At 70.8% G+C, this 24,930-nt stretch carries 24 protein-coding genes; 23 read left to right on the top strand and 1 reads right to left on the bottom strand.

Annotated elements, in window-relative coordinates:
* Positions 1 to 7 precede the first annotated feature (7 nt).
* The 10 genes from ruvX (at position 8) to nusB (ending at position 9,455) form a co-directional block, all read left to right on the top strand.
* Positions 8 to 472, top strand: a complete 465-nt coding sequence (gene ruvX, locus ABZ079_RS12045) for a Holliday junction resolvase RuvX (RefSeq protein ID WP_356939294.1) — start codon at positions 8 to 10, stop codon at positions 470 to 472.
* A gap of 122 nt (positions 473 to 594) precedes the next feature.
* On the top strand, positions 595 to 2,256 hold the full coding sequence (mltG, locus tag ABZ079_RS12050) for an endolytic transglycosylase MltG (protein WP_356939295.1): 1,662 nt from the start codon (positions 595 to 597) through the stop codon (positions 2,254 to 2,256).
* Positions 2,256 to 3,083: a shikimate dehydrogenase gene (locus ABZ079_RS12055; RefSeq protein WP_356939296.1), complete on the top strand. Its 828-nt coding sequence runs from the start codon at positions 2,256 to 2,258 to the stop codon at positions 3,081 to 3,083. Before mltG ends, ABZ079_RS12055 begins: the two co-directional genes overlap by 1 nt.
* 165 nt (positions 3,084 to 3,248) lie before the next feature.
* Positions 3,249 to 4,433, top strand: coding sequence for a chorismate synthase (aroC, locus tag ABZ079_RS12060; RefSeq protein WP_356939297.1), 1,185 nt, complete (start codon positions 3,249 to 3,251; stop codon positions 4,431 to 4,433).
* 32 nt (positions 4,434 to 4,465) lie between these two features.
* Complete coding sequence (locus tag ABZ079_RS12065) at positions 4,466 to 4,948, top strand: shikimate kinase (protein ID WP_356939414.1); 483 nt, start codon at positions 4,466 to 4,468, stop codon at positions 4,946 to 4,948.
* On the top strand, positions 4,945 to 6,036 hold the full coding sequence (aroB, locus tag ABZ079_RS12070; protein WP_356939298.1) for a 3-dehydroquinate synthase: 1,092 nt from the start codon (positions 4,945 to 4,947) through the stop codon (positions 6,034 to 6,036). Before ABZ079_RS12065 ends, aroB begins: the two co-directional genes overlap by 4 nt.
* Positions 6,037 to 6,259: 223 nt before the next feature.
* Positions 6,260 to 7,123 carry a Pro-rich N-terminal domain-containing protein gene (locus ABZ079_RS12075; RefSeq protein ID WP_356939299.1) on the top strand — a complete coding sequence of 288 codons (864 nt, stop codon included), beginning with the start codon at positions 6,260 to 6,262 and terminating at the stop codon, positions 7,121 to 7,123.
* A gap of 182 nt (positions 7,124 to 7,305) precedes the next feature.
* Positions 7,306 to 8,412 (top strand): aminopeptidase P family protein, encoded by a 1,107-nt coding sequence (locus tag ABZ079_RS12080; protein ID WP_356939300.1) that lies wholly within the window; start codon positions 7,306 to 7,308, stop codon positions 8,410 to 8,412.
* A gap of 45 nt (positions 8,413 to 8,457) precedes the next feature.
* Positions 8,458 to 9,024, top strand: coding sequence for an elongation factor P (efp, locus tag ABZ079_RS12085; RefSeq protein ID WP_356939301.1), 567 nt, complete (start codon positions 8,458 to 8,460; stop codon positions 9,022 to 9,024).
* Between the two features lie 2 nt (positions 9,025 to 9,026).
* Positions 9,027 to 9,455, top strand: a complete 429-nt coding sequence (gene nusB / locus ABZ079_RS12090; RefSeq protein ID WP_123438515.1) for a transcription antitermination factor NusB — start codon at positions 9,027 to 9,029, stop codon at positions 9,453 to 9,455.
* A 207-nt stretch (positions 9,456 to 9,662) separates the two neighbouring features.
* Here nusB and bldD read toward each other — a convergent pair whose 3' ends face one another.
* A complete protein-coding gene (gene bldD / locus ABZ079_RS12095; protein ID WP_014671524.1) occupies positions 9,663 to 10,166 on the bottom strand; it encodes a transcriptional regulator BldD in 504 nt (167 codons plus the stop codon).
* A 253-nt stretch (positions 10,167 to 10,419) separates the two neighbouring features.
* Between bldD and pyrR the strand changes: the two genes are divergently transcribed.
* The 13 genes from pyrR (at position 10,420) to metK (ending at position 24,748) form a co-directional block, all read left to right on the top strand.
* Entirely contained in the window at positions 10,420 to 10,992 is a 573-nt protein-coding gene (pyrR, locus tag ABZ079_RS12100; protein ID WP_356939302.1) for a bifunctional pyr operon transcriptional regulator/uracil phosphoribosyltransferase PyrR, read from the top strand.
* A 90-nt stretch (positions 10,993 to 11,082) separates the two neighbouring features.
* Positions 11,083 to 12,063: an aspartate carbamoyltransferase catalytic subunit gene (locus tag ABZ079_RS12105; RefSeq protein ID WP_356939303.1), complete on the top strand. Its 981-nt coding sequence runs from the start codon at positions 11,083 to 11,085 to the stop codon at positions 12,061 to 12,063.
* A gap of 4 nt (positions 12,064 to 12,067) precedes the next feature.
* Positions 12,068 to 13,354 carry a dihydroorotase gene (locus tag ABZ079_RS12110; protein WP_356939304.1) on the top strand — a complete coding sequence of 429 codons (1,287 nt, stop codon included), beginning with the start codon at positions 12,068 to 12,070 and terminating at the stop codon, positions 13,352 to 13,354.
* Complete coding sequence (locus ABZ079_RS12115; RefSeq protein ID WP_356939305.1) at positions 13,351 to 13,911, top strand: hypothetical protein; 561 nt, start codon at positions 13,351 to 13,353, stop codon at positions 13,909 to 13,911. Before ABZ079_RS12110 ends, ABZ079_RS12115 begins: the two co-directional genes overlap by 4 nt.
* On the top strand, positions 13,908 to 15,050 hold the full coding sequence (gene carA, locus ABZ079_RS12120) for a glutamine-hydrolyzing carbamoyl-phosphate synthase small subunit (protein ID WP_356939306.1): 1,143 nt from the start codon (positions 13,908 to 13,910) through the stop codon (positions 15,048 to 15,050). The genes ABZ079_RS12115 and carA overlap by 4 nt, the downstream gene beginning before the upstream one ends.
* Positions 15,043 to 18,351 (top strand): carbamoyl-phosphate synthase large subunit, encoded by a 3,309-nt coding sequence (gene carB / locus ABZ079_RS12125; RefSeq protein WP_356939307.1) that lies wholly within the window; start codon positions 15,043 to 15,045, stop codon positions 18,349 to 18,351. Before carA ends, carB begins: the two co-directional genes overlap by 8 nt.
* Before the next feature lie 84 nt (positions 18,352 to 18,435).
* Positions 18,436 to 19,542, top strand: coding sequence for a quinone-dependent dihydroorotate dehydrogenase (locus tag ABZ079_RS12130; protein WP_356939308.1), 1,107 nt, complete (start codon positions 18,436 to 18,438; stop codon positions 19,540 to 19,542).
* Positions 19,539 to 20,384 carry an orotidine-5'-phosphate decarboxylase gene (gene pyrF, locus ABZ079_RS12135; protein ID WP_356939309.1) on the top strand — a complete coding sequence of 282 codons (846 nt, stop codon included), beginning with the start codon at positions 19,539 to 19,541 and terminating at the stop codon, positions 20,382 to 20,384. Before ABZ079_RS12130 ends, pyrF begins: the two co-directional genes overlap by 4 nt.
* Positions 20,385 to 20,652: 268 nt before the next feature.
* Positions 20,653 to 20,976 (top strand): integration host factor, encoded by a 324-nt coding sequence (locus ABZ079_RS12140; protein WP_003977346.1) that lies wholly within the window; start codon positions 20,653 to 20,655, stop codon positions 20,974 to 20,976.
* 61 nt (positions 20,977 to 21,037) lie between these two features.
* Positions 21,038 to 21,595: a guanylate kinase gene (gmk, locus tag ABZ079_RS12145; RefSeq protein ID WP_356939310.1), complete on the top strand. Its 558-nt coding sequence runs from the start codon at positions 21,038 to 21,040 to the stop codon at positions 21,593 to 21,595.
* A 65-nt stretch (positions 21,596 to 21,660) separates the two neighbouring features.
* Positions 21,661 to 21,933 carry a DNA-directed RNA polymerase subunit omega gene (gene rpoZ, locus ABZ079_RS12150; RefSeq protein ID WP_005319902.1) on the top strand — a complete coding sequence of 91 codons (273 nt, stop codon included), beginning with the start codon at positions 21,661 to 21,663 and terminating at the stop codon, positions 21,931 to 21,933.
* Between the two features lie 117 nt (positions 21,934 to 22,050).
* Entirely contained in the window at positions 22,051 to 23,256 is a 1,206-nt protein-coding gene (gene coaBC, locus ABZ079_RS12155) for a bifunctional phosphopantothenoylcysteine decarboxylase/phosphopantothenate--cysteine ligase CoaBC (protein ID WP_356939311.1), read from the top strand.
* Between the two features lie 283 nt (positions 23,257 to 23,539).
* Positions 23,540 to 24,748: a methionine adenosyltransferase gene (gene metK, locus ABZ079_RS12160; protein ID WP_356939312.1), complete on the top strand. Its 1,209-nt coding sequence runs from the start codon at positions 23,540 to 23,542 to the stop codon at positions 24,746 to 24,748.
* Positions 24,749 to 24,930: the final 182 nt, after the last annotated feature.

Raw genomic sequence — 24,930 nt, forward strand, 5'->3', positions numbered from 1 at the left:
CGGGAACATGCGCAGAGGACGTCGACTCGCGATCGACGTCGGGGACGCCCGGATCGGGGTCGCCTCGTGCGACCCCGACGGGATCCTCGCCACCCCGGTGGAGACCGTCCCCGGCCGGGACATCCCCGCCGCCCACCGCCGGCTCAGGGAGCTGGTGGAGGAGTATGAGCCGATCGAGGTCGTCGTCGGTCTCCCTCGCTCCCTGAAGGGGGGCGAGGGCCCGGCCGCGGTCAAGGTCCGCGCCTTCACCCAGGAGCTGGCCAAGGGCATCAACCCGGTGCCGGTCCGGCTCGTGGACGAGCGGATGACGACCGTGACGGCGAGCCAGGGGCTGCGCGCCTCCGGGGTGAAGTCCAAGAAGGGCCGCTCGGTCATCGACCAGGCGGCGGCCGTCATCATCCTGCAGCAGGCCTTGGAATCCGAACGGGTGTCAGGTAATGCACCCGGCGAGGGCGTCGAAGTGGTCATCTGATCGCGATACGGTAACGTTCCGCGCGATGCGGCGGTGTTCGAACAGCCGCCGCACAGAAAGAGGCGGAACGGAAGCCGGCCCACCGGCCGCGCGACGGTCGGCCTCGCGGCTCTAGGGGATCGATGACTGAGTATGGCCGGGGCCCAGGCTCCGAACCGTGGCATCCGGAGGACCCGGCGTACGGGGACGGCGGATGGGAAGGGCAGCAGGCGCACGTCGGCCGGCAGCCTGCCTACGGCGGCCAGCCGCAGCAGGAGTACCCGCAGCAGCCGCAGCAGCCGCAGTACGGCGAGTGGAGCCAGGAGCAGCAGCCCGGGCACGGCGGACAGCACCCGTACTACGAGGAGCAGGCGCAGTCCGCTTACGAGCAGCAGTTCGCCGGTCAGCAGCGGTTCCCCCAGGGCGCGTGGGACGCGGGCACCCACGGCCATGTGCCGTACGCCGCCGACCCCGGTGATCCGTACAACCAGCAGCCCGTGGCCTACGGCTGCGAGCAGCCGGACTTCTACGGCACCGAGGACGCCTATCCGCCCCCGGTGCCGCCCGGCCGCAGGCGCCCCGAGCCGGAACCGCAGCCGGAGCCCCCGGCCGACGAGGAGGAGCACGCCTCCTTCGCCGGAGGCGGCGGTGACGAGGACGAGGAGCACGAACTCCAGACCCGGCGCGAGAGGCGCGGCAAGGGCCGCAGACCCGTCAAGGGCAGGAAAGGGCGCACCGGCTGCGCCTGCATGGTGGTCGTCCTGGTGTTCGGTGGCGGCCTCGGCGGCGTCGGGTACTTCGGCTACAAGTTCTACCAAAATCGTTTCGGCGCGGCCCCGGACTACGCGGGCAGCGGAAACGGCGAACGCGTCACGGTCACCATCAACAAGGGTGACGGCGGCTGGGCGATCGGTCAGAAGCTGAAGGAGGCGGGCGTCGTCGAGAGCGCGGCCGCGTTCGTCTCCGCGCTGCAGGCGAACCCCGGGGGCAAGTCGCTCCAAGACGGCGTGTACACCCTGGAGAAACAGATGTCCGCCGCGAGCGCGGTGGAACTGATGCTCAGCCCGAAGAGCCGCAGCAACCTGATCATCGCCGAGGGCCGGCGCAACACCGAGGTCTACGGTCTGATCGACAAGCGTCTCGAAGTGGCGGCGGGCACCACCGCGCGCGTCGCCAAGAAGGAGTACAAGCACCTCGGCCTGCCCGCCTGGGCGCTGAACAGGCCGAACCTCAAGGACCCGCTGGAAGGTTTCCTGTACCCCTCCAGCTACGCGGTCGCCAAGGGCCAGAAACCCGAAGCCGTCCTGAAGAGCATGGTGTCCCAGGCCACCGCCAAGTACCAGGAACTGGGCCTGGAGAAGAAGGCCGAGGTCCTCGGCCTCGACGGCCCCTGGCAACTGCTCACGGTGGCGAGCCTGGTGCAGGCCGAGGGTACGAGCCACGACGACTTCCGCAAGATGGCCGAGGTCGTCTACAACCGCCTCGAGCCCGGCAATCCGCAGACCTACGGGCGGCTGGAGTTCGACTCCACGTACAACTACGTGAAGAACCAGAGCAAGATCGACCTGAGCATCGCCGAGCTGCGCAAGTACAACAACCCCTACAACACGTACTTCTCCAGGGGTCTGCCGCCGGGCCCCATCGACAACCCCGGCGAGGAGGCGCTCAGGGGCGCGCTCGACCCGACGGACGACGGCTGGTACTACTTCATCTCGATGGATGGCAAGACCAGCAAGTTCACCAAGACGCTCGAGGAGCACAACAAGCTGGTCGAGGAGTGGAACGCGTCGAGGAAAAAGAACTGATGACAGTGACCCGCCGAGCCGCCGTGCTCGGTTCGCCCATCGCCCACTCCCTCTCCCCGGTACTGCACCGGGCCGCGTACGACGAACTCGGGCTCACGGGCTGGTCGTACGACCACTTCGAGGTCGACGAGGCCGCACTGCCCGGCTTCCTGGACAAACTCGGGCCGGAGTGGGCGGGGCTGTCGCTGACCATGCCGCTCAAGCGGGCGGTCATCCCGCTGCTGGACGAGATCAGCGACACCGCCGCCTCCGTCGACGCGGTCAACACGGTCGTCTTCGCCGAGGACGGCCGTCGCCTCGGTGACAACACCGATATCCCGGGCATGGTGGCCGCCCTGCGCGAGCACGGCATCGACGAGGTCGACTCCGCCGCCATCCTCGGCGCCGGTGCCACCGCCTCGTCCGCGCTCGCCGCGCTGTCCCGGGTCTGCACCGGGGAGGTCGTCGCCTACGTCCGCAGCGAGGCCCGCGCCGCCGAGATGCGCGAGTGGGGCGAGCGGCTGGACATGGACGTGCGTACGGCGGACTGGACCGACGCGGCCGCGGCCCTGCGTGCCCCGCTGGTGATCGCCACCACCCCGGCCGGGACGACCGACGCCCTCGCCGCCGCCGTGCCCGAACGCCCCGCCACCCTCTTCGACGTGCTCTACGACCCCTGGCCCACCGAGCTGGCGGCCCGCTGGTCGATGTTCGGCGGTGCCGTGGTCAGCGGCCTCGACCTGCTGGTCCACCAGGCCGTTCTCCAGGTCGAGCAGATCACCGGCCGCTCCCCGGCCCCGCTGGAGGCCATGCGCCACGCGGGCGAGGAGGCGCTCGCCGCCCGCTGAATCGCCGCCGGCGCGTCCGCCTGCTGGACCGGCTGCCGGACACCGGCCGCGGACGTGGGAGGATCGGAGGTGGCGTACCGGGGTCGCGCACCCGGTGGCGCAGTCGCCGTGCGCGAGGACGTGCGTACGCAGGGCAGTACCGGGCGCGAACACTGAGGAGCACCGTTGAGCAGGCTGCGTTGGCTGACCGCGGGGGAGTCCCACGGTCCGGCACTGGTCGCAACGCTGGAGGGCCTTCCCGCCGGCGTGCCGATCACCACGGAGATGGTGGCGGATCACCTGGCACGGCGGCGGCTCGGTTATGGCCGCGGTGCGCGCATGAAGTTCGAGCGCGACGAGGTCACCTTCCTGGGCGGCGTACGGCACGGACTCACGCTCGGCTCCCCGATCGCCGTCATGGTGGGGAACACCGAGTGGCCCAAGTGGGAGCAGGTCATGGCGGCCGACCCGGTCGACCCCGAGGTGCTGGCCGGGCTCGCCCGCAACGCGCCGCTGACCCGGCCCCGGCCCGGCCATGCCGACCTGGCCGGCATGCAGAAGTACGGCTTCGACGAGGCCCGCCCGGTCCTGGAGCGCGCCTCCGCGCGCGAGACCGCGGCCCGCGTGGCTCTCGGCGCCGTCGCCCGCTCCTACCTGAAGGAGACGGCCGGCATCGAGATCGTCTCGCACGTCGTGGAGCTGGCCTCCGCCAAGGCCCCCTACGGCGTCTACCCGACCCCGGCCGACGTGGCGAAGCTGGACGCGGACCCGGTGCGCTGCCTGGACGCGGACGCCTCGAAGGCGATGGTCGCGGAGATCGACCAGGCCCACAGGGACGGCGACACGCTCGGCGGCGTGGTGGAGGTGCTGGCCTACGGCGTTCCGGTCGGCCTGGGCTCGCATGTGCACTGGGACCGCCGCCTCGACGCCCGCCTGGCCGCCGCCCTGATGGGTATCCAGGCCATCAAGGGCGTGGAGGTCGGCGACGGCTTCGAGCTGGCCCGGGTGCCGGGCTCGAAGGCGCACGACGAGATCCTGACCGGCCCCGAGGGCATCAAGCGGGCCTCCGGCCGCTCCGGCGGCACCGAGGGCGGCCTGACCACGGGCGAGCTGCTGCGCGTCCGCGCCGCCATGAAGCCGATCGCGACCGTCCCGCGGGCGCTGCAGACGGTGGACGTGCAGACGGGCGAGGCCGCGCAGGCCCATCACCAGCGCTCGGACGTCTGCGCGGTCCCGGCCGCCGGGATCGTCGCCGAGGCCATGGTCGCGCTCGTCGTGGCGGACGCGGTCGCGGAGAAGTTCGGCGGCGACTCCGTCCCCGAGACCCGCCGCAACGTCCAGTCGTACCTCGACAACCTGCGGATCCGGTGAGCGCCGTGCCCGCCGTCGTACTCGTCGGCCCGATGGGCGTCGGCAAGTCCACCGTGGGCCGGCTGCTGGCCGAGCGGCTCGGGACCGGCTACCGGGACACCGACGAGGACATCGTCGCCGCCGAGGGCCGCACCATCGCCGATATCTTCGTGGACGAGGGCGAGCCCGCCTTCCGTGCGATCGAGAAGCGCGCGGTGCGCACCGCGCTCGCCGAGCACGAGGGCGTCCTCGCGCTCGGCGGCGGCGCGATCCTGGACCCGGACACACGCGCGCTGCTCGCCGGGCACCGGGTGGTCTACCTCTCCATGGACGTCGAGGAGGCCGTCAGGCGCACCGGCCTCAACGTGGCCCGCCCGCTGCTCGCGGTCAATCCGCGCAAGCAGTGGCGCGAGCTGATGGAGGCCCGGCGGCACCTGTACGAGGAGGTCGCCGGCGCCGTCGTACCGACGGACGGCCGCACGCCCGAAGAGGTCACCCAAGCAGCCCTGGACGCACTGGAGTTGAACGAAGCATGAGCGAGGCAGTCACCCGGATCCAGGTCGCCGGCACCGCGGGCACCGACCCGTACGAGGTGCTGGTCGGGCGGCAGCTCCTGGGCGAGCTGGGCGGGTTGATCGGGCCGAGGACCAAGCGCGTCGCGGTGATCCACCCCGAGGCCCTCGCGGAGACCGGGGACGCGCTGCGCGCCGATCTGGCCGAGCAGGGCTACGAGGCCGTCGCGATCCAGGTGCCCAACGCGGAGGAGGCCAAGACCGCGGAGGTCGCCGCCTACTGCTGGAAGGCGCTCGGGCAGTCCGGCTTCACCCGCACCGACGTCATCGTCGGCGTCGGCGGCGGCGCGACCACGGACCTGGCCGGTTTCGTGGCCGCGACCTGGCTGCGCGGGGTGCGCTGGATCGCCATCCCGACCACCGTGCTCGCCATGGTGGACGCGGCGGTCGGCGGCAAGACCGGCATCAACACGGCCGAGGGCAAGAACCTGGTGGGCGCCTTCCACCCGCCGGCCGGTGTCCTGTGCGACCTGGCCGCGCTGGACTCCCTCCCGGTCAACGACTACGTCTCCGGGCTCGCCGAGGTCATCAAGGCCGGCTTCATCGCCGATCCGGTGATCCTGGACCTCATCGAGTCCGACCCCGAGGCGGCCCGGACCCCGGCGGGTCCGCACACGGCCGAGCTGATCGAGCGGTCTATCCGGGTGAAGGCCGAGGTCGTCTCCTCGGACCTGAAGGAGTCCGGTCTGCGGGAGATCCTCAACTACGGCCACACGCTGGGCCATGCCATCGAGAAGAACGAGCGCTACAAGTGGCGGCACGGCGCCGCCGTCGCGGTCGGCATGCACTTCGCCGCCGAACTGGGCCGTCTGGCGGGCCGTCTGGACGACGCGACGGCGGACCGGCACCGTACGGTCCTCGAATCCGTCGGGCTGCCCCTGCACTACCGCTACGACCAGTGGCCCAAGCTGCTGGAGACGATGAAGGTCGACAAGAAGTCCCGCGGGGACCTGCTGCGCTTCATCGTCCTGGACGGTCTGGCCAAGCCGACCGTCCTGGAAGGCCCCGACCCGGCCGTCCTGCTCGCCGCCTACGGAGAAGTGGGCCAGTAGCCCCAGCACCGCTCCCCGCGTCCGTGTCCCCGCCGCCCGATGTGCTGTGCGCGAACGGGCACTTCGGGCCGCCCCCGGCCGTTTCACCAAACGACGGCCGGGGACGGTACCGTTCGGTAGGGAGCGCGCGGGCCCGAAGGGCTGAGCAGGATCGGGCTGTCGACACCGACTCAGGCGCCCCGGAGGCGAACGAGCCGACGACGACGAGACGGAGTGGCAACGGATGCAGCACGCAGTGGGGTCGCCGCTGCCGCCGCCCCACCAGCCGGGGCAGGGACCGCACGCCGGCTGGGCGCCGGCCGGACACCACCCGGGCCCGCACCCGGGAGCCTCCCAGGCCCCCGTTCCCCCGCCGGGCTTCCCGGCCCCGCCCGTCCCCGTGCCGCCGGCGCCCCCGCAGCCCCCGGCCTCGCAGCACGCCCCCGCCCAGCCGGCCCCCGATACCACCGGCCATGTACCGCTGCCACCCGGCGGCCCCGTCGGAGTTCCCGCGGCGCCGCTCACCGCCGCCACGGTTCCCGACCCGACGGCCACCACCCTGGCGGTCCTGCTGATCGGCCCGGCGGGCGCGGGCAAGACGAGCGTCGCCAAGTACTGGGCGGACCAGCGGCGCGTGCCCACGGCCCACATCAGCCTGGACGACGTCCGCGAATGGGTCCGCTCGGGCTTCGCCGACCCTCAGTCCGGATGGAACGACAACTCCGAGGCCCAGTACCGCCTCGCCCGCCGCACCTGCGGCTTCGCCGCCCGGAACTTCCTGGCCAACGGCATCTCCTGCATCCTGGACGACGCCGTCTTCCCGGACCGCCCGGTCGTGGGCCTCGGCGGCTGGAAGCGCCACGTGGGCCCCGGCCTGCTCCCGGTCGTCCTGCTCCCGGGCCTGGACATCGTCCTGGAGCGCAATGCCGAGCGCACCGGCAACCGCCGCCTCACCGACGAGGAGGTGGCCCGTATCCATGGCCGTATGGCCGGCTGGTACGGCTCGGGCCTCCCGATCATCGACAACTCCCAGCTCGACGTCCCCGGGACGGCGCGGGTTCTGGACGAGGTCCTGGCAAGGGCGATAGCGAGCCCACCGAGCTGGTGAGCACGGGCGGGTGGAGCACGTAGGGGCGGGACCTCATCGATGTGCGGCTCCGCCGCGCGGGCGCGAGCGACCCCCACTCACCCGCGCCGGGCGGTATCACCGCACCGCCTTCCACCTGCCCCGCACCCCACTCGGCCCTCCAAGAATCGGCACAATTCGCCCATAACTCCTAAGCTCATCTCATGTCAGAGGTGTACGCGAACCGCCGATCCCGGCTGAGGGAATACTTCAACGCGGCCGGTACTGCGGCAGCGCTGGTCACCCGCCCCGCCAATGTGCGCTACCTCGCGGCCGCGGTCCCGCAGGGCTCCGTCCTGCTCCTCGGCAGCCGCGAGGACCTGCTCGTCTGCGCCGGCCCGCCCGAAGAACGCCCCTACGAAGGCCGGCCGGACGAGAACCTGCGACTGCACGTCCTGTCCTCCCCCGACGGCGACCCCGCGGTCGCCGCAGCCGGTCTCGCCATGGCCCAGGGTGCCGAGACCCTGGCGGTGGAGGAGCACCACCTCACCGTGGCCCGCCACCGAGCCCTCGCCCTGGTCGCCCCCGGACTCCGCCTCGCCGACCTCGGCGCGGCCGTCGAGCAGCTCAGGGTCGTCAAGGACGAGGAGGAGATCTCCTGCCTGCGCATCGGCGCGGAGATCGCCGACCAGGCCCTCGGCGAGCTGCTGGAGTCCATCCTGGTGGGCCGCACCGAACGGCACCTCGCGCTGGAGCTGGAGCGTCGCCTGGTCGACCACGGCGCCGACGGGCCCGCCTTCCCCACCTCCGTGGCCACCGGGCCGCACTCGGGCCGCCGCGGCCACCGCCCGACCGACCGGCGCGTGGAGGAGGGCGACTTCCTCTCCGTGTGCCTCGGCGCCACCTACCGTGGCTACCGCTGCGAGATCGGCCGTACCTTCGTCATCGGCACCTCGCCCGCGGACTGGCAGATCGAGCTGTACGACCTCGTCTTCGCCGCCCAGCGCGCCGGACGCGAGTCCCTGGCGCCCGGCGCCGCCTACCGTGACGTGGACCGCGCGGCTCGCCAGGTGCTGGACTCCGCGGGGTATGCGGAAGCCCTGCCACCGCTGACCGGACACGGCGTCGGACTCGAATTCGACGAGGACCCGCAGCTGGCCCCCGCGGCCATGGGTAAACTGGACGCTTGCGTGCCGGTCACCGTCGAACCGGGGGTCCACCTCCCGGGCCGGGGCGGTGTCCGGATCGATGACACGCTCGTCGTACGCCCCGAGGCGGACGGCGGACCCGAGCTACTCACCATCACGACCAAGGAGCTGCTCGCGCTGTAGCGCGTGACCCCGGGGTCGTACGTCAGTCCAGGAGATTCCGCAACCGTGGCTTCCACGAACGACCTCAAGAACGGCATGGTGCTCAAGCTCGAAGGCGGCCAGCTCTGGTCCGTCGTCGAGTTCCAGCACGTCAAGCCCGGCAAGGGCCCGGCCTTCGTGCGCACCAAGCTCAAGAACGTGCTCTCCGGCAAGGTCGTCGACAAGACCTTCAACGCCGGTGTCAAGGTCGAGACGGCCACTGTCGACAAGCGCGACATGCAGTTCTCGTACATGGACGGCGACTACTTCGTCTTCATGGACATGGAGACCTACGACCAGCTGCACATCGACCGCAAGGCCGTCGGCGACGCCGCCAACTTCCTCGTCGAGGGCTTCACGGCCACCGTCGCGCAGCACGAGGGCGAGGTCCTCTTCGTCGACCTGCCCGCCGCCGTCGAGCTGACCATCGCCGAGACCGAGCCGGGCGTCCAGGGCGACCGCTCCACCGGTGGCACCAAGCCCGCCACCCTGGAGACCGGCCACCAGATCCAGGTCCCCCTCTTCATCACCACCGGTGAGAAGATCAAGGTCGACACCCGTACGAGCGACTACCTCGGCCGGGTGAACAGCTAACCGTGGCTGCCCGCAACACGGCCCGCAAGCGCGCCTTTCAGATCCTCTTCGAGGGCGACCAGCGCGGCGCCGACGTCCTGACGGTCCTCGCGGACTGGATCCGGCTCTCCCGGTCCGACACCCGACAGCCGCCGGTCAGCGAGTACACCATGCAGCTGGTCGAGGGCTACGCGGAGCACGCGAGGCGGATCGACGAGCTGATCGCGCAGTACGCGGTGGGCTGGACGCTCGACCGGATGCCGGTCGTCGACCGCAACATCCTGCGGCTCGGCGCGTACGAGCTGATCTGGGTCGACGAGACCCCGGACGCCGTCGTCCTGGACGAGATGGTGCAGCTGGCCAAGGAGTTCTCGACCGATGAGTCACCGTCGTTCGTGAACGGTCTTCTCGGCCGGCTGAAAGAACTCAAGCCGACGCTGCGTCGCGCTTAGCCGCAAAAAGAGGGGCGCCGTGGGACTGCGGCAACCGGATGACCTGCGGGTCGTCCATGGTTGCTCGCGGCAGTTCCCCGCGCCCCTTCGGCGTGCCCGTCCTGCGCCGGGAAGCAGCCGGAACGGTCGTACAAACACCGCCGGGGTGGCCGGAACCATGTGGTTCCGGCCACCCCGGCGGCACGTTTCTGCTGAGTCGGCGAGCGGTTACGCCTCTTCGTGCGTGGCCACCGCGCGGCGCGCGTCCGCGTCCAGGACGCCCCAGCTGATCAGCTGCTCGGTGAGGACCGAGGGGGACTGGTCGTAGATGACGGCGAGTGTGCGCAGGTCGTCCTGGCGGATCGACAGCACCTTGCCGTTGTAGTCACCGCGCTGGGACTGGATCGTCGCCGCGTAGCGCTGGAGGGGGCCCGCCTTCTCGGCCGGCACCGTGGCCAGCCGCTCCAGGTCCAGAACAAGCTTCGGCGGCGGCTCGGCGGCGCCGCCCGGCGTGGTGCCCGGCAGCAACTCCTGCACAGGAACGCCATAGAAATCGGCCAGCTCGGCCAGGCGCTGCACGGTCACGGCACGGTCGCCGCGCTCGTACGAACCGACCACCACGGCCTTCCAGCGACCCTGGGACTTCTCCTCGACACCGTGGAGGGAAAGGCCCTGCTGGGTGCGGATGGCCCGGAGCTTGGCCCCGAGCTGTTTGGCGTATTCGCTGGACATATGGCTCCCCGGACACTGTGTCGACGCGGCCGGACTGTCTTCCCGCCGCGCGGCTGGTAACTCACTGTGAGGTTACGCAGCGTGACTCTTGTGCGTCAAGCCGAATGGTCCACCCCGGCTCTTCCGTGGTAGCGGTGGCGGATTACTCCAAGGGGGTGATCGAGGGGCTCCCGGCGACCTGCTACCGTGGATGGCGCAAATCCGACGTCCTTTAAGGTCCGTCCCGTGAGGCGGAGAAGGAGGTCCGTTTCGTATGGACACGCACGCCAATGCGCAGGCAACCGATGCGCGGCCCGTACTCGAGGGCCCCGACATCGCGCGGGTGCTCACCCGCATCGCCCACGAGATCGTCGAGCGCGCCAAGGGTGCCGACGACGTGGTGCTCCTCGGCATTCCGACCCGGGGTGTCTTCCTCGCCCAGCGGCTCGCCGCCAAGCTGGAGCAGATCACCGACCGCAAGATCCCGGTCGGCTCGCTCGACATCACCATGTACCGCGACGACCTGCGCATGCACCCGCCGCGTGCGCTGGCCCGCACCGAGATCCCCGGTGACGGCATCGACGGCAAGCTGGTCGTCCTCGTCGACGACGTGCTCTTCTCCGGTCGCACCATCCGCGCCGCCCTCGACGCCCTGAACGACATCGGACGCCCGCGCGCGGTGCAGCTCGCGGTCCTGGTCGACCGCGGCCACCGTGAACTGCCCATCCGCGCCGACTATGTCGGCAAGAACCTCCCCACGTCGCTGCGGGAGACGGTCAAGGTCCAGCTCGCCGAGGAGGACGGTCGCGACACCGTGCTGCTCGGTGCGAAGCCGGCCGGCCAGTAGCAAGCCAGGCGCGCGGCCGCTTCGGCGTGCCCGCACACGCGCCGGTTTGCCCGAATCCTCCCGAATGAACTGCCTTACGGAGCCTGACAGATGCAGCGTCATCTCATCTCGGCCGCCGACCTCACCCGCGACGACGCCGTCCTGATCCTCGACACCGCCGAGGAGATGGCCCGGGTCGCCGACCGGCCGATCAAGAAACTGCCGACCCTGCGCGGCCGCACGATCGTCAACCTCTTCTTCGAGGACTCCACCCGCACCCGGATCTCCTTCGAGGCCGCCGAGAAGCGGCTGTCCGCGGACGTCATCAACTTCTCCGCCAAGGGGTCGTCGGTGTCCAAGGGCGAGTCCCTGAAGGACACCGCCCAGACGCTGGAGGCGATGGGCGTGGACGCCGTCGTCATCCGGCACGGCGCCTCCGGAGCCCCGTACCGCCTGGCCAACTCGGGCTGGATCGACGCCGCCGTCATCAACGCCGGCGACGGCACCCACCAGCACCCCACCCAGGCCCTGCTGGACGCCTTCACCATGCGCCGCCGGCTGATCGGCCGCGACACCGGCCTCGGCCAGGACCTGTCCGGCAAGCGGATCACCATCGTCGGCGACGTCCTGCACAGCCGCGTCGCCCGCTCCAACGTCGACCTGCTGCACACCCTGGGCGCCGAGGTCACCCTGGTCGCCCCGCCCACCCTCGTTCCGGTCGGCGTCGGCAACTGGCCGTGCGAGGTGTCGTACGACCTCGACAGCACACTGCCCAAGTCCGACGCCGTGATGATGCTCCGCGTCCAGCGCGAACGGATGAACGCCGCCTTCTTCCCGACCGAGCGCGAGTACTCGCGGCGCTACGGCCTCGACGGCGACCGCATGGCGAGGATGCCCGAGCACGCCATCGTGATGCACCCCGGCCCGATGGTCCGCGGCATGGAGATCACCGCCGAGGTCGCCGACTCCGACCGCTGCACCGTCGTGGAGCAGGTCGCCAACGGCGTCTCCATCCGGATGGCCGTGCTGTACCTGCTGCTCGGCGGCAACGAACCCGCCGTCACCCACGCCCGTACCACCGAGGAGAAGTAAGACCATGAGCAAGATCCTGATCCGCGGTGCGAAGGTGCTCGGCGGCGAGCCGCAGGACGTGCTGATCGACGGCGAGAGGATCGCCGAGGTGGGCACCGGTCTGAGCGCGGAGGGCGCCGAGATCGTCGAGGCCGACGGCAAGGTGCTGCTGCCGGGCCTGGTCGACCTGCACACCCATCTGCGCGAGCCCGGCCGCGAGGACTCCGAGACCGTGCTCACCGGTACGCGGGCGGCGGCGAGCGGCGGCTACACCGCCGTGTTCGCCATGGCCAACACCTTCCCGGTCGCCGACACCGCCGGTGTCGTCGAGCAGGTCTACCGGCTCGGCCAGGAGCACGGCTACTGCGACGTCCAGCCCATCGGCGCGGTCACCGTCGGCCTGGAAGGCAGGAAGCTCGCCGAACTGGGTGCCATGCACGAGTCGGCCGCGGGCGTCACCGTCTTCTCGGACGACGGCAAGTGCGTGGACGACGCGGTGATCATGCGTCGCGCGCTGGAGTACGTGAAGGCCTTCGGCGGTGTCGTCGCGCAGCACGCCCAGGAGCCGCGGCTGACCGAGGGCGCCCAGATGAACGAGGGCGTCGTCTCCGCCGAGCTGGGCCTGGGCGGCTGGCCGGCCGTCGCCGAGGAGTCGATCATCGCGCGGGACGTCCTGCTCGCCGAGCACGTCGGCTCCCGGGTCCACATCTGCCACCTGTCGACCGCCGGGTCCGTGGAGATCGTCCGCTGGGCCAAGTCCCGCGGCATCCAGGTCACCGCCGAGGTCACCCCGCACCACCTCCTCCTCACCGACGAGCTGGTGCGCACGTACAACCCCGTCTACAAGGTCAACCCGCCGCTGCGCACCGAGCGGGACGTGCACGCCCTGCGCGAGGCGCTCGCCGACGGCACGATCGACATCGTCGCCACCGACCACGCCCCGCACCCGCACGAGGACAAGGACTGCGAGTGGGCCGCGGCCGCCATGGGCATGGTGGGCCTGGAGACCGCGCTGTCAGTGGTCCAGGAGACCATGGTCGCCACGGGCCTGCTGGACTGGGCCGGCGTAGCCGACCGCATGTCCTTCAAGCCCGCGCAGATCGGACAGGCCACCGGACACGGCCGTCCCGTCTCGGCTGGTGAGCCCGCCAACCTCACCCTCGTCGACACGGAATACCGTGGCCAGGTGGACCCCGCGGGCTTCGCCTCGCGCAGCCGCAACACCCCCTACCAGGGGCGTGAGCTGCCGGGCCGTGTGACGCACACGTGGCTGCGGGGCAAGGCCACGCTCGTCGACGGGAAGCTCAAGTGACACCTCACATCCTGCTGGCCGAGGCCCAGAAGTCGGCCGAGGTCACCGATTGGCCGGCCCGCATCGGCTGGCTCGTCGGACTCGCCCTCTTCATCGCGCTCGTCTACTGGCTGATGCGCGAGGGCTGGAAGTGGCGCGGCACGCTGCAGAACGACCTGCCCGCGCTGCCCAGCGCGCCGGAGGAGACCGGCCCGGCGAAACTGGGCATGAGCGGCCGCTACCACGGCTCCACCACCGCCGGGCAGTGGCTGGACCGCATCGTGGCCCACGGCCTGGGCACCCGCAGCCGGGTCGAGCTGACCCTGACGGACCAGGGCCTGGAGGTCGAACGCCCCGGAGCCACCGACTTCTTCGTCCCCACCGCCGCGCTGCGCGAGGCCCGGCTCGACAAGGGCATCGCAGGCAAGGTCCTCACCGAGGGCGGACTGCTCGTGGTGACCTGGGCGCACGGCGACAAGCTGATCGACTCCGGATTCCGCTCCGACCACTCGGCCGAGCACACCGAATGGGTCGACACCCTGAACAAGATGATCAACGACACGGAAGGCGTGCGATGACGACCTCCACCAGGGGAGCTGCCAGGGTTCCCGCCGTACTCGTCCTGGAGGACGGCCGCATCTTCCGCGGCCGCGCCTACGGGGCCGTGGGGGAGACCTTCGGCGAGGCCGTGTTCTCCACCGGCATGACCGGCTACCAGGAGACCCTGACCGACCCGTCGTACGACCGCCAGATCGTCGTCGCGACCGCCCCGCAGATCGGCAACACCGGCTGGAACGACGAGGACGACGAGTCCAAGCGCATCTGGGTCTCCGGCTACGTCGTGCGCGACCCCGCGCGCGTGCCGTCCAACTGGCGCTCGAAGCGCTCCCTGGACGACGAGCTGGTCGCACAGGGCGTGGTGGGCATCTCCGGGATCGACACCCGGGCCCTCACCCGGCACCTGCGAGAACGCGGCTCGATGCGCGCCGGCATCTTCTCCGGCGCGGCCGTCGCGGCCGAGCCGGAGCTGCTCGCGCGTGTGCAGGCCCAGCCGCAGATGAAGGGCGCGAGCCTCTACGAGGAGGTCGCGACGAAGGAGGCGTACGTCGTCCCGGCGATCGGCGAGAAGCGCTTCACCGTCGCCGCCATCGACCTCGGCATCAAGGGCATGACCCCGCACCGCATGGCCGAGCGCGGCATCGAGGTGCACGTCCTGCCCGCCACGGCCACCGCCGACGAGGTCTACGCCGTCACCCCGGACGGAGTCTTCTTCTCCAACGGGCCCGGTGACCCGGCCACGGCCGACGGCCCGGTCGCGCTCATGAGCGCCGTCCTGGAGCGCAGGACGCCGCTGTTCGGCATCTGCTTCGGCAACCAGATCCTCGGCCGCGCCCTCGGCTTCGGCACGTACAAGCTGAAGTACGGCCACCGGGGCATCAACCAGCCGGTCCAGGACCGTACGACCGGCAAGGTCGAGGTGACCGCGCACAACCACGGCTTCGCCGTGGACGCTCCGCTCGACAAGGTCAGCGAGACCAGGTTCGGCCGCGCCGAGGTCTCGCACGTCTGCCTGAACGACAACGTCGTGGAGGGGCTGCAGCTGCTCGACCAGCCGGCCTTCTCCGTCCAGTACCACCCCGAAGCGGCAGCGGGCCCGCACGACGCCGCCTACCTGTTCGACCGCTTCGTATCCCTGATGGAGGGCCAGCGTGCCTAAGCGCACCGATATCCAGTCCGTCCTGGTCATCGGCTCCGGCCCGATCGTCATCGGCCAGGCCGCCGAGTTCGACTACTCCGGCACCCAGGCGTGCCGCGTGCTCAAGGCCGAGGGCCTGCGCGTGGTCCTCGTCAACTCCAACCCGGCGACGATCATGACCGACCCGGAGATCGCCGACGCCACCTACGTCGAGCCGATCACCCCCGAGTTCGTCGAGAAGATCATCGCCAAGGAGCGCCCCGACGCCCTGCTGCCCACCCTGGGCGGCCAGACGGCCCTGAACACCGCCATCTCGCTGCACGAGAACGGTGTCCTGGAGAAGTACGGCGTCGAGCTGATCGGCGCCAAGCCCGAGGCGATCCACAAGGGTGAGGACCGCGACCAGTTCAAGACCGTCGTGGAGGCCGTCCGCGCGAAGATCGGGCACGGCGAGTCCGCCCGCTCCGTGATCTGCCACTCCATGGACGACGTCCTCGCGGGCGTCGAGACGCTCGGCGGCTACCCGGTCGTCGTGCGCCCCTCCTTCACCATGGGCGGCGCCGGCTCCGGCTTCGCGCACGACGAGGAGGAGCTGCGCCGCATCGCGGGCCAGGGCCTCACGCTCTCCCCGACCACCGAGGTGCTCCTGGAGGAGTCCATCCTCGGCTGGAAGGAGTACGAGCTGGAGCTGATGCGCGACAAGCACGACAACGTCGTGGTCGTCTGCTCCATCGAGAACTTCGACCCGATGGGCGTGCACACCGGTGACTCGATCACCGTCGCGCCCGCGATGACGCTGACCGACCGCGAGTACCAGATCCTGCGTGACGTCGGCATCGCCGTCATCCGCGAGGTCGGCGTGGACACCGGCGGCTGCAACATCCAGTTCGCGGTGAACCCCGAGGACGGCCGGGTGATCGTCATCGAGATGAACCCGCGCGTGTCGCGCTCGTCCGCCCTGGCCTCCAAGGCGACCGGCTTCCCGATCGCCAAGATCGCCGCCAAGCTGGCCGTCGGCTACACGCTCGACGAGATCCCGAACGACATCACGCAGGAGACCCCGGCCTCCTTCGAGCCCACGCTCGACTACGTGGTCGTCAAGGCCCCGCGGTTCGCCTTCGAGAAGTTCCCGCAGGCCGACTCCACGCTGACCACCACCATGAAGTCGGTCGGCGAGGCCATGGCCATCGGCCGCAACTTCCCCGAGGCCTTCCAGAAGGCGCTGCGCTCGCTGGAGAAGAAGGGCAGCCAGTTCACCTTCGTCGGCGAGCCCGGGGACAAGGACGCCTTGCTGCGCGAGGCCGTACGGCCCACCGACGGCCGGATCAACACCGTCATGCAGGCCATCCGCGCGGGCGCCACGCCCGAGGAGGTCTTCGAGTACACGAAGATCGACCCGTGGTTCGTGGACCAGCTGTTCCTGATCAAGGAGATCGCGGACGAGCTGGCCGAGGCGCCCGAGCTGACCGGCGAGCTGCTCGCCGAGGCCAAGCGGCACGGCTTCTCCGACCAGCAGATCGGCGAGATCCGCGGGCTGCGCGAGGACGTCGTACGCGAGGTCCGGCACGCCCTCGGCATCCGGCCGGTCTACAAGACGGTCGACACCTGCGCCGCCGAGTTCGCCGCGAAGACGCCGTACTTCTACTCCTCGTACGACGAGGAGACGGAGGTGGCTCCCCGTGAGAAGCCCGCGGTGATCATCCTGGGCTCCGGCCCGAACCGCATCGGCCAGGGCATCGAGTTCGACTACTCCTGCGTCCACGCCTCCTTCGCGCTGTCCGACGCCGGGTACGAGACGGTGATGGTCAACTGCAACCCGGAGACCGTCTCCACGGACTACGACACCTCCGACCGCCTGTACTTCGAGCCGCTGACGCTCGAGGACGTGCTGGAGATCGTCCACGCGGAGTCCCTCGCCGGCCCGATCGCCGGTGTGGTCGTCCAACTGGGCGGCCAGACCCCGCTGGGCCTCTCGCAGGCCCTGAAGGACAACGGCGTGCCGATCGTGGGCACCTCGCCCGAGGCGATCCACGCAGCCGAGGACCGGGGTGCCTTCGGCCGCGTCCTCGCGGAGGCGGGCCTGCCGGCCCCGAAGCACGGCACGGCCACCACGTTCGAGGAGGCCAAGGCCATCGCCGACGAGATCGGCTACCCGGTCCTGGTCCGGCCCTCCTACGTCCTCGGCGGGCGCGGCATGGAGATCGTCTACGACGAGACCCGCCTCGCCTCCTACATCGCCGAATCGACCGAGATCAGCCCCTCCCGGCCGGTCCTGGTAGACCGCTTCCTGGACGACGCCATCGAGATCGACGTCGACGCGCTCTACGACGGCGAGGAGCTGTACCTCGGCGGCGTCATGGAGCACATCGAGGAGGCCGGCATCCACTCCGGCGACTCGGCGTGCGCCCTGCCCCCGATCACCCTCGGCGGCTTCGACATCAAGCGCCTGCGCGCCTCCACCGAGGCCATCGCCAAGGGCGTCGGCGTACGCGGCCTGATCAACATCCAGTTCGCGATGGCGGGCGACATCCTCTACGTCCTGGAGGCCAACCCGCGCGCCTCCCGCACGGTCCCCTTCACCTCGAAGGCGACCGCGGTACCGCTGGCCAAGGCCGCCGCCCGCATCTCCCTGGGCGCGACCGTCGCCGAGCTGCGCGCGGAGGGCCTGCTGCCCAGGACCGGCGACGGCGGTGAACTGCCGCTGGACGCGCCGATCTCCGTCAAGGAGGCCGTCATGCCGTGGTCGCGCTTCCGCGACATCCACGGCCGCGGCGTCGACACCGTCCTCGGCCCGGAGATGCGCTCCACGGGTGAGGTCATGGGCATCGACTCCGTCTTCGGCACGGCGTACGCCAAGTCGCAGGCGGGTGCCTACGGCCCACTGCCCACCAAGGGCCGCGCGTTCATCTCCGTCGCCAACCGCGACAAGCGCTCGATGATCTTCCCGGCCCGCGAGCTGGTCGCCCACGGCTTCGAACTGCTCGCCACCTCGGGCACGGCCGAGGTCCTCAAGCGCAACGGCATCAACGCCACCGTCGTGCGCAAGCAGTCCGAGGGGACCGGCCCGAACGGCGAGCGGACCATCGTCCAGCTCATCCACGACGGCGAGGTCGACCTCATCGTCAACACCCCGTACGGCACCGGCGGCCGCCTCGACGGCTACGACATCCGCACGGCGGCCGTGGCGCGGTCCGTGCCCTGCCTGACGACCGTCCAGGCGCTCGCCGCGGCCGTCCAGGGCATCGACGCCCTCAACCACGGCGACGTGGGCGTCCGCTCGCTCCAGGAACACGCGGAACACCTGACCGCGGCCCGCGACTAGCAGCCCTGAGGGGGACACCGGAAACGGTGTCCCCCTCTTCATGAGGACCCCTGCGGCTTCATGAGACCCCCGAGGACTTCCGAGATGTACAAGCTCTTCTTCCGCCTGGTTTTCCGACGGATGGACCCGGAACAGGCCCACCACCTGGCCTTCCGCTGGATCCGCCTCGCCGCCCGTATCCCCGTGCTGCGCACGTTCGTCGCGGCCGCGCTCGCGCCCCGCCACAAGGAACTGCGCACCGAGGCCTTCGGACTGCGTATGCACGGCCCCTTCGGGCTCGCCGCGGGCTTCGACAAGAACGCCGTGGCCATCGACGGGATGTCGATGCTGGGCTTCGACCATGTCGAGATCGGCACGGTGACGGGCGAGCCGCAGCCCGGCAACCCGAGGAAGCGGCTGTTCCGGCTCGTCGCGGACCGCGCGCTGATCAACCGCATGGGCTTCAACAACGACGGCTCGCTGGCCGTGGCGGCCCGCCTCGCGACTCGCGAGCCGGTCTTCAGGACCGTCGTCGGCGTCAACATCGGCAAGACCAAGGCCGTCCCGGAGGCGGAGGCCGTCGGCGACTACGTGAAGTCGGCCGAGCGGCTGGCGCCGTACGCCGACTACCTGGTCGTGAACGTCTCCTCGCCGAACACCCCCGGCCTGCGCGATCTCCAGGCCACGGAGGCGCTGCGCCCGCTGCTCGGCGCCGTACGCGAGGCCGCCGACCGTACGGTCGCGGGCCGGCGCGTCCCGCTGCTGGTGAAGATCGCCCCCGACCTCGCCGACGAGGACATCGACGCCGTCGCCGACCTGGCCGTGGAGCTGGGTCTGGACGGCATCATCGCCACCAACACCACCATCGCGCGCGAGGCCCTCGGCCTCAGGTCCGCCCCGTCGCTCGTGAAGGAGACCGGCGGCCTGTCCGGCGCGCCCCTCAAGGAGCGCTCTCTGGAGGTCCTGCGCCGCCTGTACGCGCGCGTGGGCGACCGGATCACGCTCGTGGGCGTCGGCGGCATCGAGACCGCCGAGGACGCCTGGACGCGCATCCTGGCCGGTGCCACGCTGGTGCAGGGGTACAGCGCCTTCATCTACGAGGGCCCGTTCTGGTCCCGCGCGATCCACAAAGGCCTGGCGGCACGCCTGCGCGCCAGCCCGTACGCCACCCTCGCCGACGCGGTCGGCGCCGACGTGAGGAAGACCGCATGACTGTTCTGGAACCCTTCGGCGCCCGGCTGCGCCGAGCCATGGACGAGCGCGGCCCGCTGTGCGTCGGCATCGACCCGCACGCCTCCCTGCTCGCCGAGTGGGGGCTGAACGACGACGTCGCCGGTCTGGAGCGGTTCAGCCGTACGGTCGTCGAGGCGGTGGCCGACCGGGTTGCCGTCATGAAGCACCAGAGCGCCTTCTTCGAGCGGTTCGGTTCGCGCGGCATCGCCGTCCTGGAGAAGTCGGTCCAGGAGGCGCGCTCGGCCGGCACCCTGGTCGTGATGGACGCCAAGCGCGGCGACATCGGCTCGACCATGGCCGGGTACGCCGAGGCCTACCTGCACAAGGACGCCCCGCTGTTCTCCGACGCCCTCACCGTCTCGCCCTACCTGGGCTACGGCTCGCTCAGCCCGGCCGTCGCGCTGGCCCGGGAGAGCGGTGCAGGGCTGTTCGTGCTGGCCCTGACCTCGAACCCGGAGGGCCCCGAGGTCCAGCACGCGGTCCGCGCCGACGGCCGCGGCGTGGGCGCGACCATGCTCGCCCACCTGGCGGCCGAGAACGCCGGGGAGGAGCCGCTGGGCTCCTTCGGGGCGGTCGTCGGCGCCACGGTCGGCGATCTGTCGTCGTACGACCTCGACATCAACGGCCCGCTCCTCGCGCCCGGCGTCGGCGCGCAGGGGGCGACGGCGGCCGACCTCCCCAAGGTCTTCGGTTCGGCGGTGCGCAACGTCGTGCCGAACGTCAGCCGGGGTGTGCTGCGTCACGGTCCCGGCCTCGGGGCGCTGCGTACGGCCACCGAGCGCTTCGCGGAGGAGATCCGGGCCGCCGTCGGCGGTGCCTGAGTCCTCCGACGCGTGCCCGGCGGGGCGACGCCGAGACGCCTTGAGTGTGAATACATCCTCAAATCGAGGGCAGTATGTCTGAAATGCCCGGCCTGGCGGAGGCTGACCAGGACTTTTCCGCTGTTCTCGCTGACTCTGGCGGACTTGCCCGCTAGTCTCCGAGCAGAGTGAACGGGCGAAGCGTGTTGCTCGTAGCTCCCCAGGTGTGGGGCGACTAGGTTCCTCACCGGTCCGTATCCGACAGTTCGACATCCGAGGTGACGTAGGCGTGGCTCTTCCGCCCCTTACCCCTGAACAGCGCGCAGCCGCGCTCGAAAAGGCCGCCGCGGCTCGCCGGGAGCGGGCCGAGGTCAAGAATCGACTCAAGCACTCCGGCGCCTCCCTGCACGAGGTCATCAAGCAGGGCCAGGAGAACGACGTCATCGGCAAGATGAAGGTCTCCGCACTGCTCGAGTCCCTGCCGGGCGTGGGCAAGGTCCGCGCCAAGCAGATCATGGAGCGTCTGGGCATCTCCGAGAGCCGCCGTGTGCGGGGTCTCGGTTCCAACCAGATCGCCTCCCTGGAGCGTGAGTTCGGCAGCACCGGCTCCTGAGTCCGGGTCCCGCCCGAACCGGGAGTCCCGGGCACTCCGGGATTGCTGGAATAATCGCTGCATGAGTGAACGTCCGCGGCTGACCGTGCTCTCCGGCCCCTCGGGGGTCGGCAAGAGCACGGTCGTCGCCCATATGCGCAAGGAACACCCCGAGGTCTGGCTCTCGGTGTCGGCGACCACCCGCAAGCCGCGCCCCGGCGAGCAGCACGGAGTCCACTATTTCTTCGTCACCGACGACGAGATGGACAAGCTGATCGCCAACGGCGAGCTGCTGGAGTGGGCCGAGTTCGCCGGCAACCGCTACGGCACGCCCCGTGCGGCCGTACAGGAGCGGCTGGAGAACGGCGAGCCCGTCCTGCTGGAGATCGACCTCCAGGGTGCCCGGCAGGTCCGCGAGTCCCTGTCCGACGCCCAGCTGGTGTTTCTGGCCCCGCCCTCCTGGGAGGAGCTGGTGCGCAGGCTCACCGGGCGGGGCACCGAACCGCCCGTGGTCATCGAGCGCCGCCTGGAGGCGGCCAGGACCGAGCTGGCGGCCGAGCCGGAGTTCGATGTGACCTTGGTCAACACCTCTGTCGAGGACGTGGCCCGCGAGCTGCTAGCCTTGATGGACGTTGTGTGATCCTGACCGCCGCATGCGCGCCGGTCGCACCGACTGAATCTTTCCCACCCATCGGAAGGTAGAGCGTGTCCTCTTCCATCACCGCGCCCGAGGGCATCATCAACCCGCCGATCGACGAGCTTCTCGAGGCCACCGACTCGAAGTACAGCCTCGTGATCTACGCGGCCAAGCGTGCCCGCCAGATCAACGCGTACTACTCGCAGCTCGGCGAGGGCCTCCTCGAGTACGTCGGTCCGCTCGTCGACACCCACGTGCACGAGAAGCCGCTCTCGATCGCCCTGCGCGAGATCAACGCCGGTCTGCTGACCTCCGAGGCCATCGAAGGCCCGGCGCAGTAGTACGTTCAGATCGCAGTTGCTTAATCCACAGGCCCGGCAGTCACGCTGCCGGGCCTGTGGTGTGTGATGGTCCCGTACGTAGCCTCGTACGTTGGAGCCGGGGAGAGATGGCGAGACATGGCGGACAAGCCGAGGGTTGTTCTGGGGGTCAGCGGCGGGATCGCCGCGTACAAGGCCTGTGAGCTGCTGAGAAGGTTCACGGAGTCGGGCCACGACGTGCGTGTGGTGCCCACCGCCTCCGCGCTGCACTTCGTCGGCGCCGCCACCTGGTCCGCACTGTCCGGCAACCCCGTCTCCACCGGGGTCTGGGACGATGTCCACGAGGTCCCGCACGTCCGCATCGGCCAGCACGCCGACCTGGTCGTCGTCGCCCCGGCGACGGCCGACATGCTCGCCAAGGCGGCCCACGGCCTCGCCGACGACCTGCTGACCAACACGCTCCTCACCGCCCGCTGCCCGGTCGTCTTCGCACCCGCCATGCACACCGAGATGTGGGAGCACCCCGCCACCCAGGAGAACGTGGCCACGCTGCGCCGCCGCGGCGCCGTCGTCATCGAGCCCGCCGTCGGCCGCCTCACCGGTGTCGACACCGGCAAGGGCCGGCTGCCCGACCCGGGGGAGATCTTCGAGGCCTGCCGCCGGGTGCTGGCCCGGGGCGTCGCGGAGCCCGATCTCCGGGGACGCCATGTCGTCGTCTCGGCAGGCGGCACACGTGAGCCCCTCGATCCGGTCCGCTTCCTCGGCAACCGCTCCTCCGGCAAGCAGGGTTACGCCCTGGCCCGCACCGCCGCGGCCCGCGGCGCCCGCGTGACGCTGATCGCGGCCAACACCGCACTGCCCGACCCGGCCGGCGTCGACGTCGTGCACGTCGGCACGGCCGTCCAGCTGCGCGAGGCCGTCCTGAAGGCGGCGGCGGACGCCGACGCGGTGGTCATGGCCGCCGCCGTCGCCGACTTCCGCCCGGCGGCCTACGCGGCCGGGAAGATCAAGAAGAAGGACGGCCAGAACCCCGACCCGATCGTCCTGGTGCGAAATCCGGACATCCTCGCGGAGATCTCGGCCGAGCGCGCCCGTCCGGGCCAGGTGATCGTCGGCTTCGCCGCCGAGACCGACGACGTCCTCGCCAACGGCCGCATCAAGCTCGCCCGCAAGGGCTGCGACCTGCTCGTGGTCAACGAGGTGGGGGAGCGCAGGACCTTCGGCTCCGAGGAGAACGAGGCGGTCGTGCTGGGTGCCGACGGCAGTGAGACCCCCGTTCCGCACGGGCCGAAGGAGGCCCTCGCGGACACCGTCTGGGACCTCACGGCCGCCCGGCTCGGCTGACCCGCTCCGCCGTCCGGGCCCGACACCGTTCGGCCGTCCGGGCCGACTTGTTTCAGCCGTTCGAGGCCTCTTTTCCACCGGACAATGGCGCGTGGCCGCCCTGGCCAAGGCCGCTGGGCATTGTGCAGAATGCCCGTGCCGCAGGTCACAGCGCTCCCGAGAGGCGAGACGGTGGCCCATCGGCCGAGTGCGACCGATAAACTGTTCGCGGTCGACGCCGGGCGCAGCCCTCACGTCGTCCGCAAATGATCAGCCAGCAGCCGCTGCAACCACAGGGAGCGTTGTGTCCCGTCGCCTGTTCACCTCGGAGTCCGTGACCGAGGGTCACCCCGACAAGATCGCTGACCAGATCAGCGACACCATTCTCGACGCGCTTCTGCGCGAGGACCCGACCTCCCGGGTCGCCGTCGAGACGCTGATCACCACCGGCCTGGTGCACGTGGCCGGCGAGGTGACGACGAAGGCCTACGCGGACATCGCGACCCTCGTCCGCAACAAGGTCCTCGAGATCGGCTACGACTCCTCCAAGAAGGGCTTCGACGGCGCCTCCTGTGGCGTGTCGGTGTCCATCGGCGCGCAGTCCCCGGACATCGCGCAGGGCGTCGACGCGGCCTACGAGACCCGGGTCGAGGGCGACGACGACGAGCTGGACCGGCAGGGTGCGGGCGACCAGGGCCTGATGTTCGGCTACGCGACCGACGAGACGCCGACCCTGATGCCGCTGCCGATCTTCCTGGCGCACCGCCTGTCCAAGCGCCTCTCCGAGGTCCGCAAGAACGGCACCATCCCCTACCTGCGCCCGGACGGCAAGACGCAGGTCACCATCGAGTACGACGGCGACAAGGCCGTCCGCCTCGACACGGTGGTCGTCTCCTCCCAGCACGCCTCCGACATCGACCTGGAGTCGCTGCTGGCCCCCGACATCCGCGAGTTCGTCGTGGAGCCGGAGCTGAAGGCGCTCCTGGACGAGGGCATCAAGCTGGACACCGAGGGCTACCGTCTGCTGGTCAACCCGACCGGCCGCTTCGAGATCGGCGGCCCGATGGGCGACGCCGGCCTGACCGGCCGCAAGATCATCATCGACACCTACGGCGGCATGGCCCGCCACGGTGGCGGCGCGTTCTCGGGCAAGGACCCGTCCAAGGTGGACCGCTCGGCCGCCTACGCCATGCGCTGGGTCGCCAAGAACGTCGTCGCGGCGGGCCTGGCCTCCCGCTGCGAGGTCCAGGTCGCCTACGCCATCGGCAAGGCCGAGCCGGTCGGCCTGTTCGTGGAGACCTTCGGCACGGCCCAGGTCGACGCCGAGAGGATCGAGAAGGCGATCGACGAGGTCTTCGACCTCCGTCCGGCCGCCATCATCCGCGACCTCGACCTGCTCCGCCCGATCTACGCCCAGACGGCGGCCTACGGCCACTTCGGCCGCGAGCTGCCCGACTTCACCTGGGAGCGCACCGACCGCGTGGACGCCCTGCGCGCGGCCGTGGGCCTGTAGGCCCCACCCTTCTTCTCGCCGAGGCCCGGCTTCCCTTCGGGATGCTCAGCATCCCCTTCGGGGCCGGGCCTCGGCGTTGTCCGCAGGCCGTCTCCGTGTGTCCGCGGGCTGCTCGAGCGGCGGCCGTGTCGGTCCGGCCATGACCGCGAGGCCAGGTGCGGGCGCCGGCCGGCGTTGTTGTC

Source organism: Streptomyces sp. NPDC006314 (assembly GCF_040613075.1).
GTDB lineage: Bacteria > Actinomycetota > Actinomycetes > Streptomycetales > Streptomycetaceae > Streptomyces.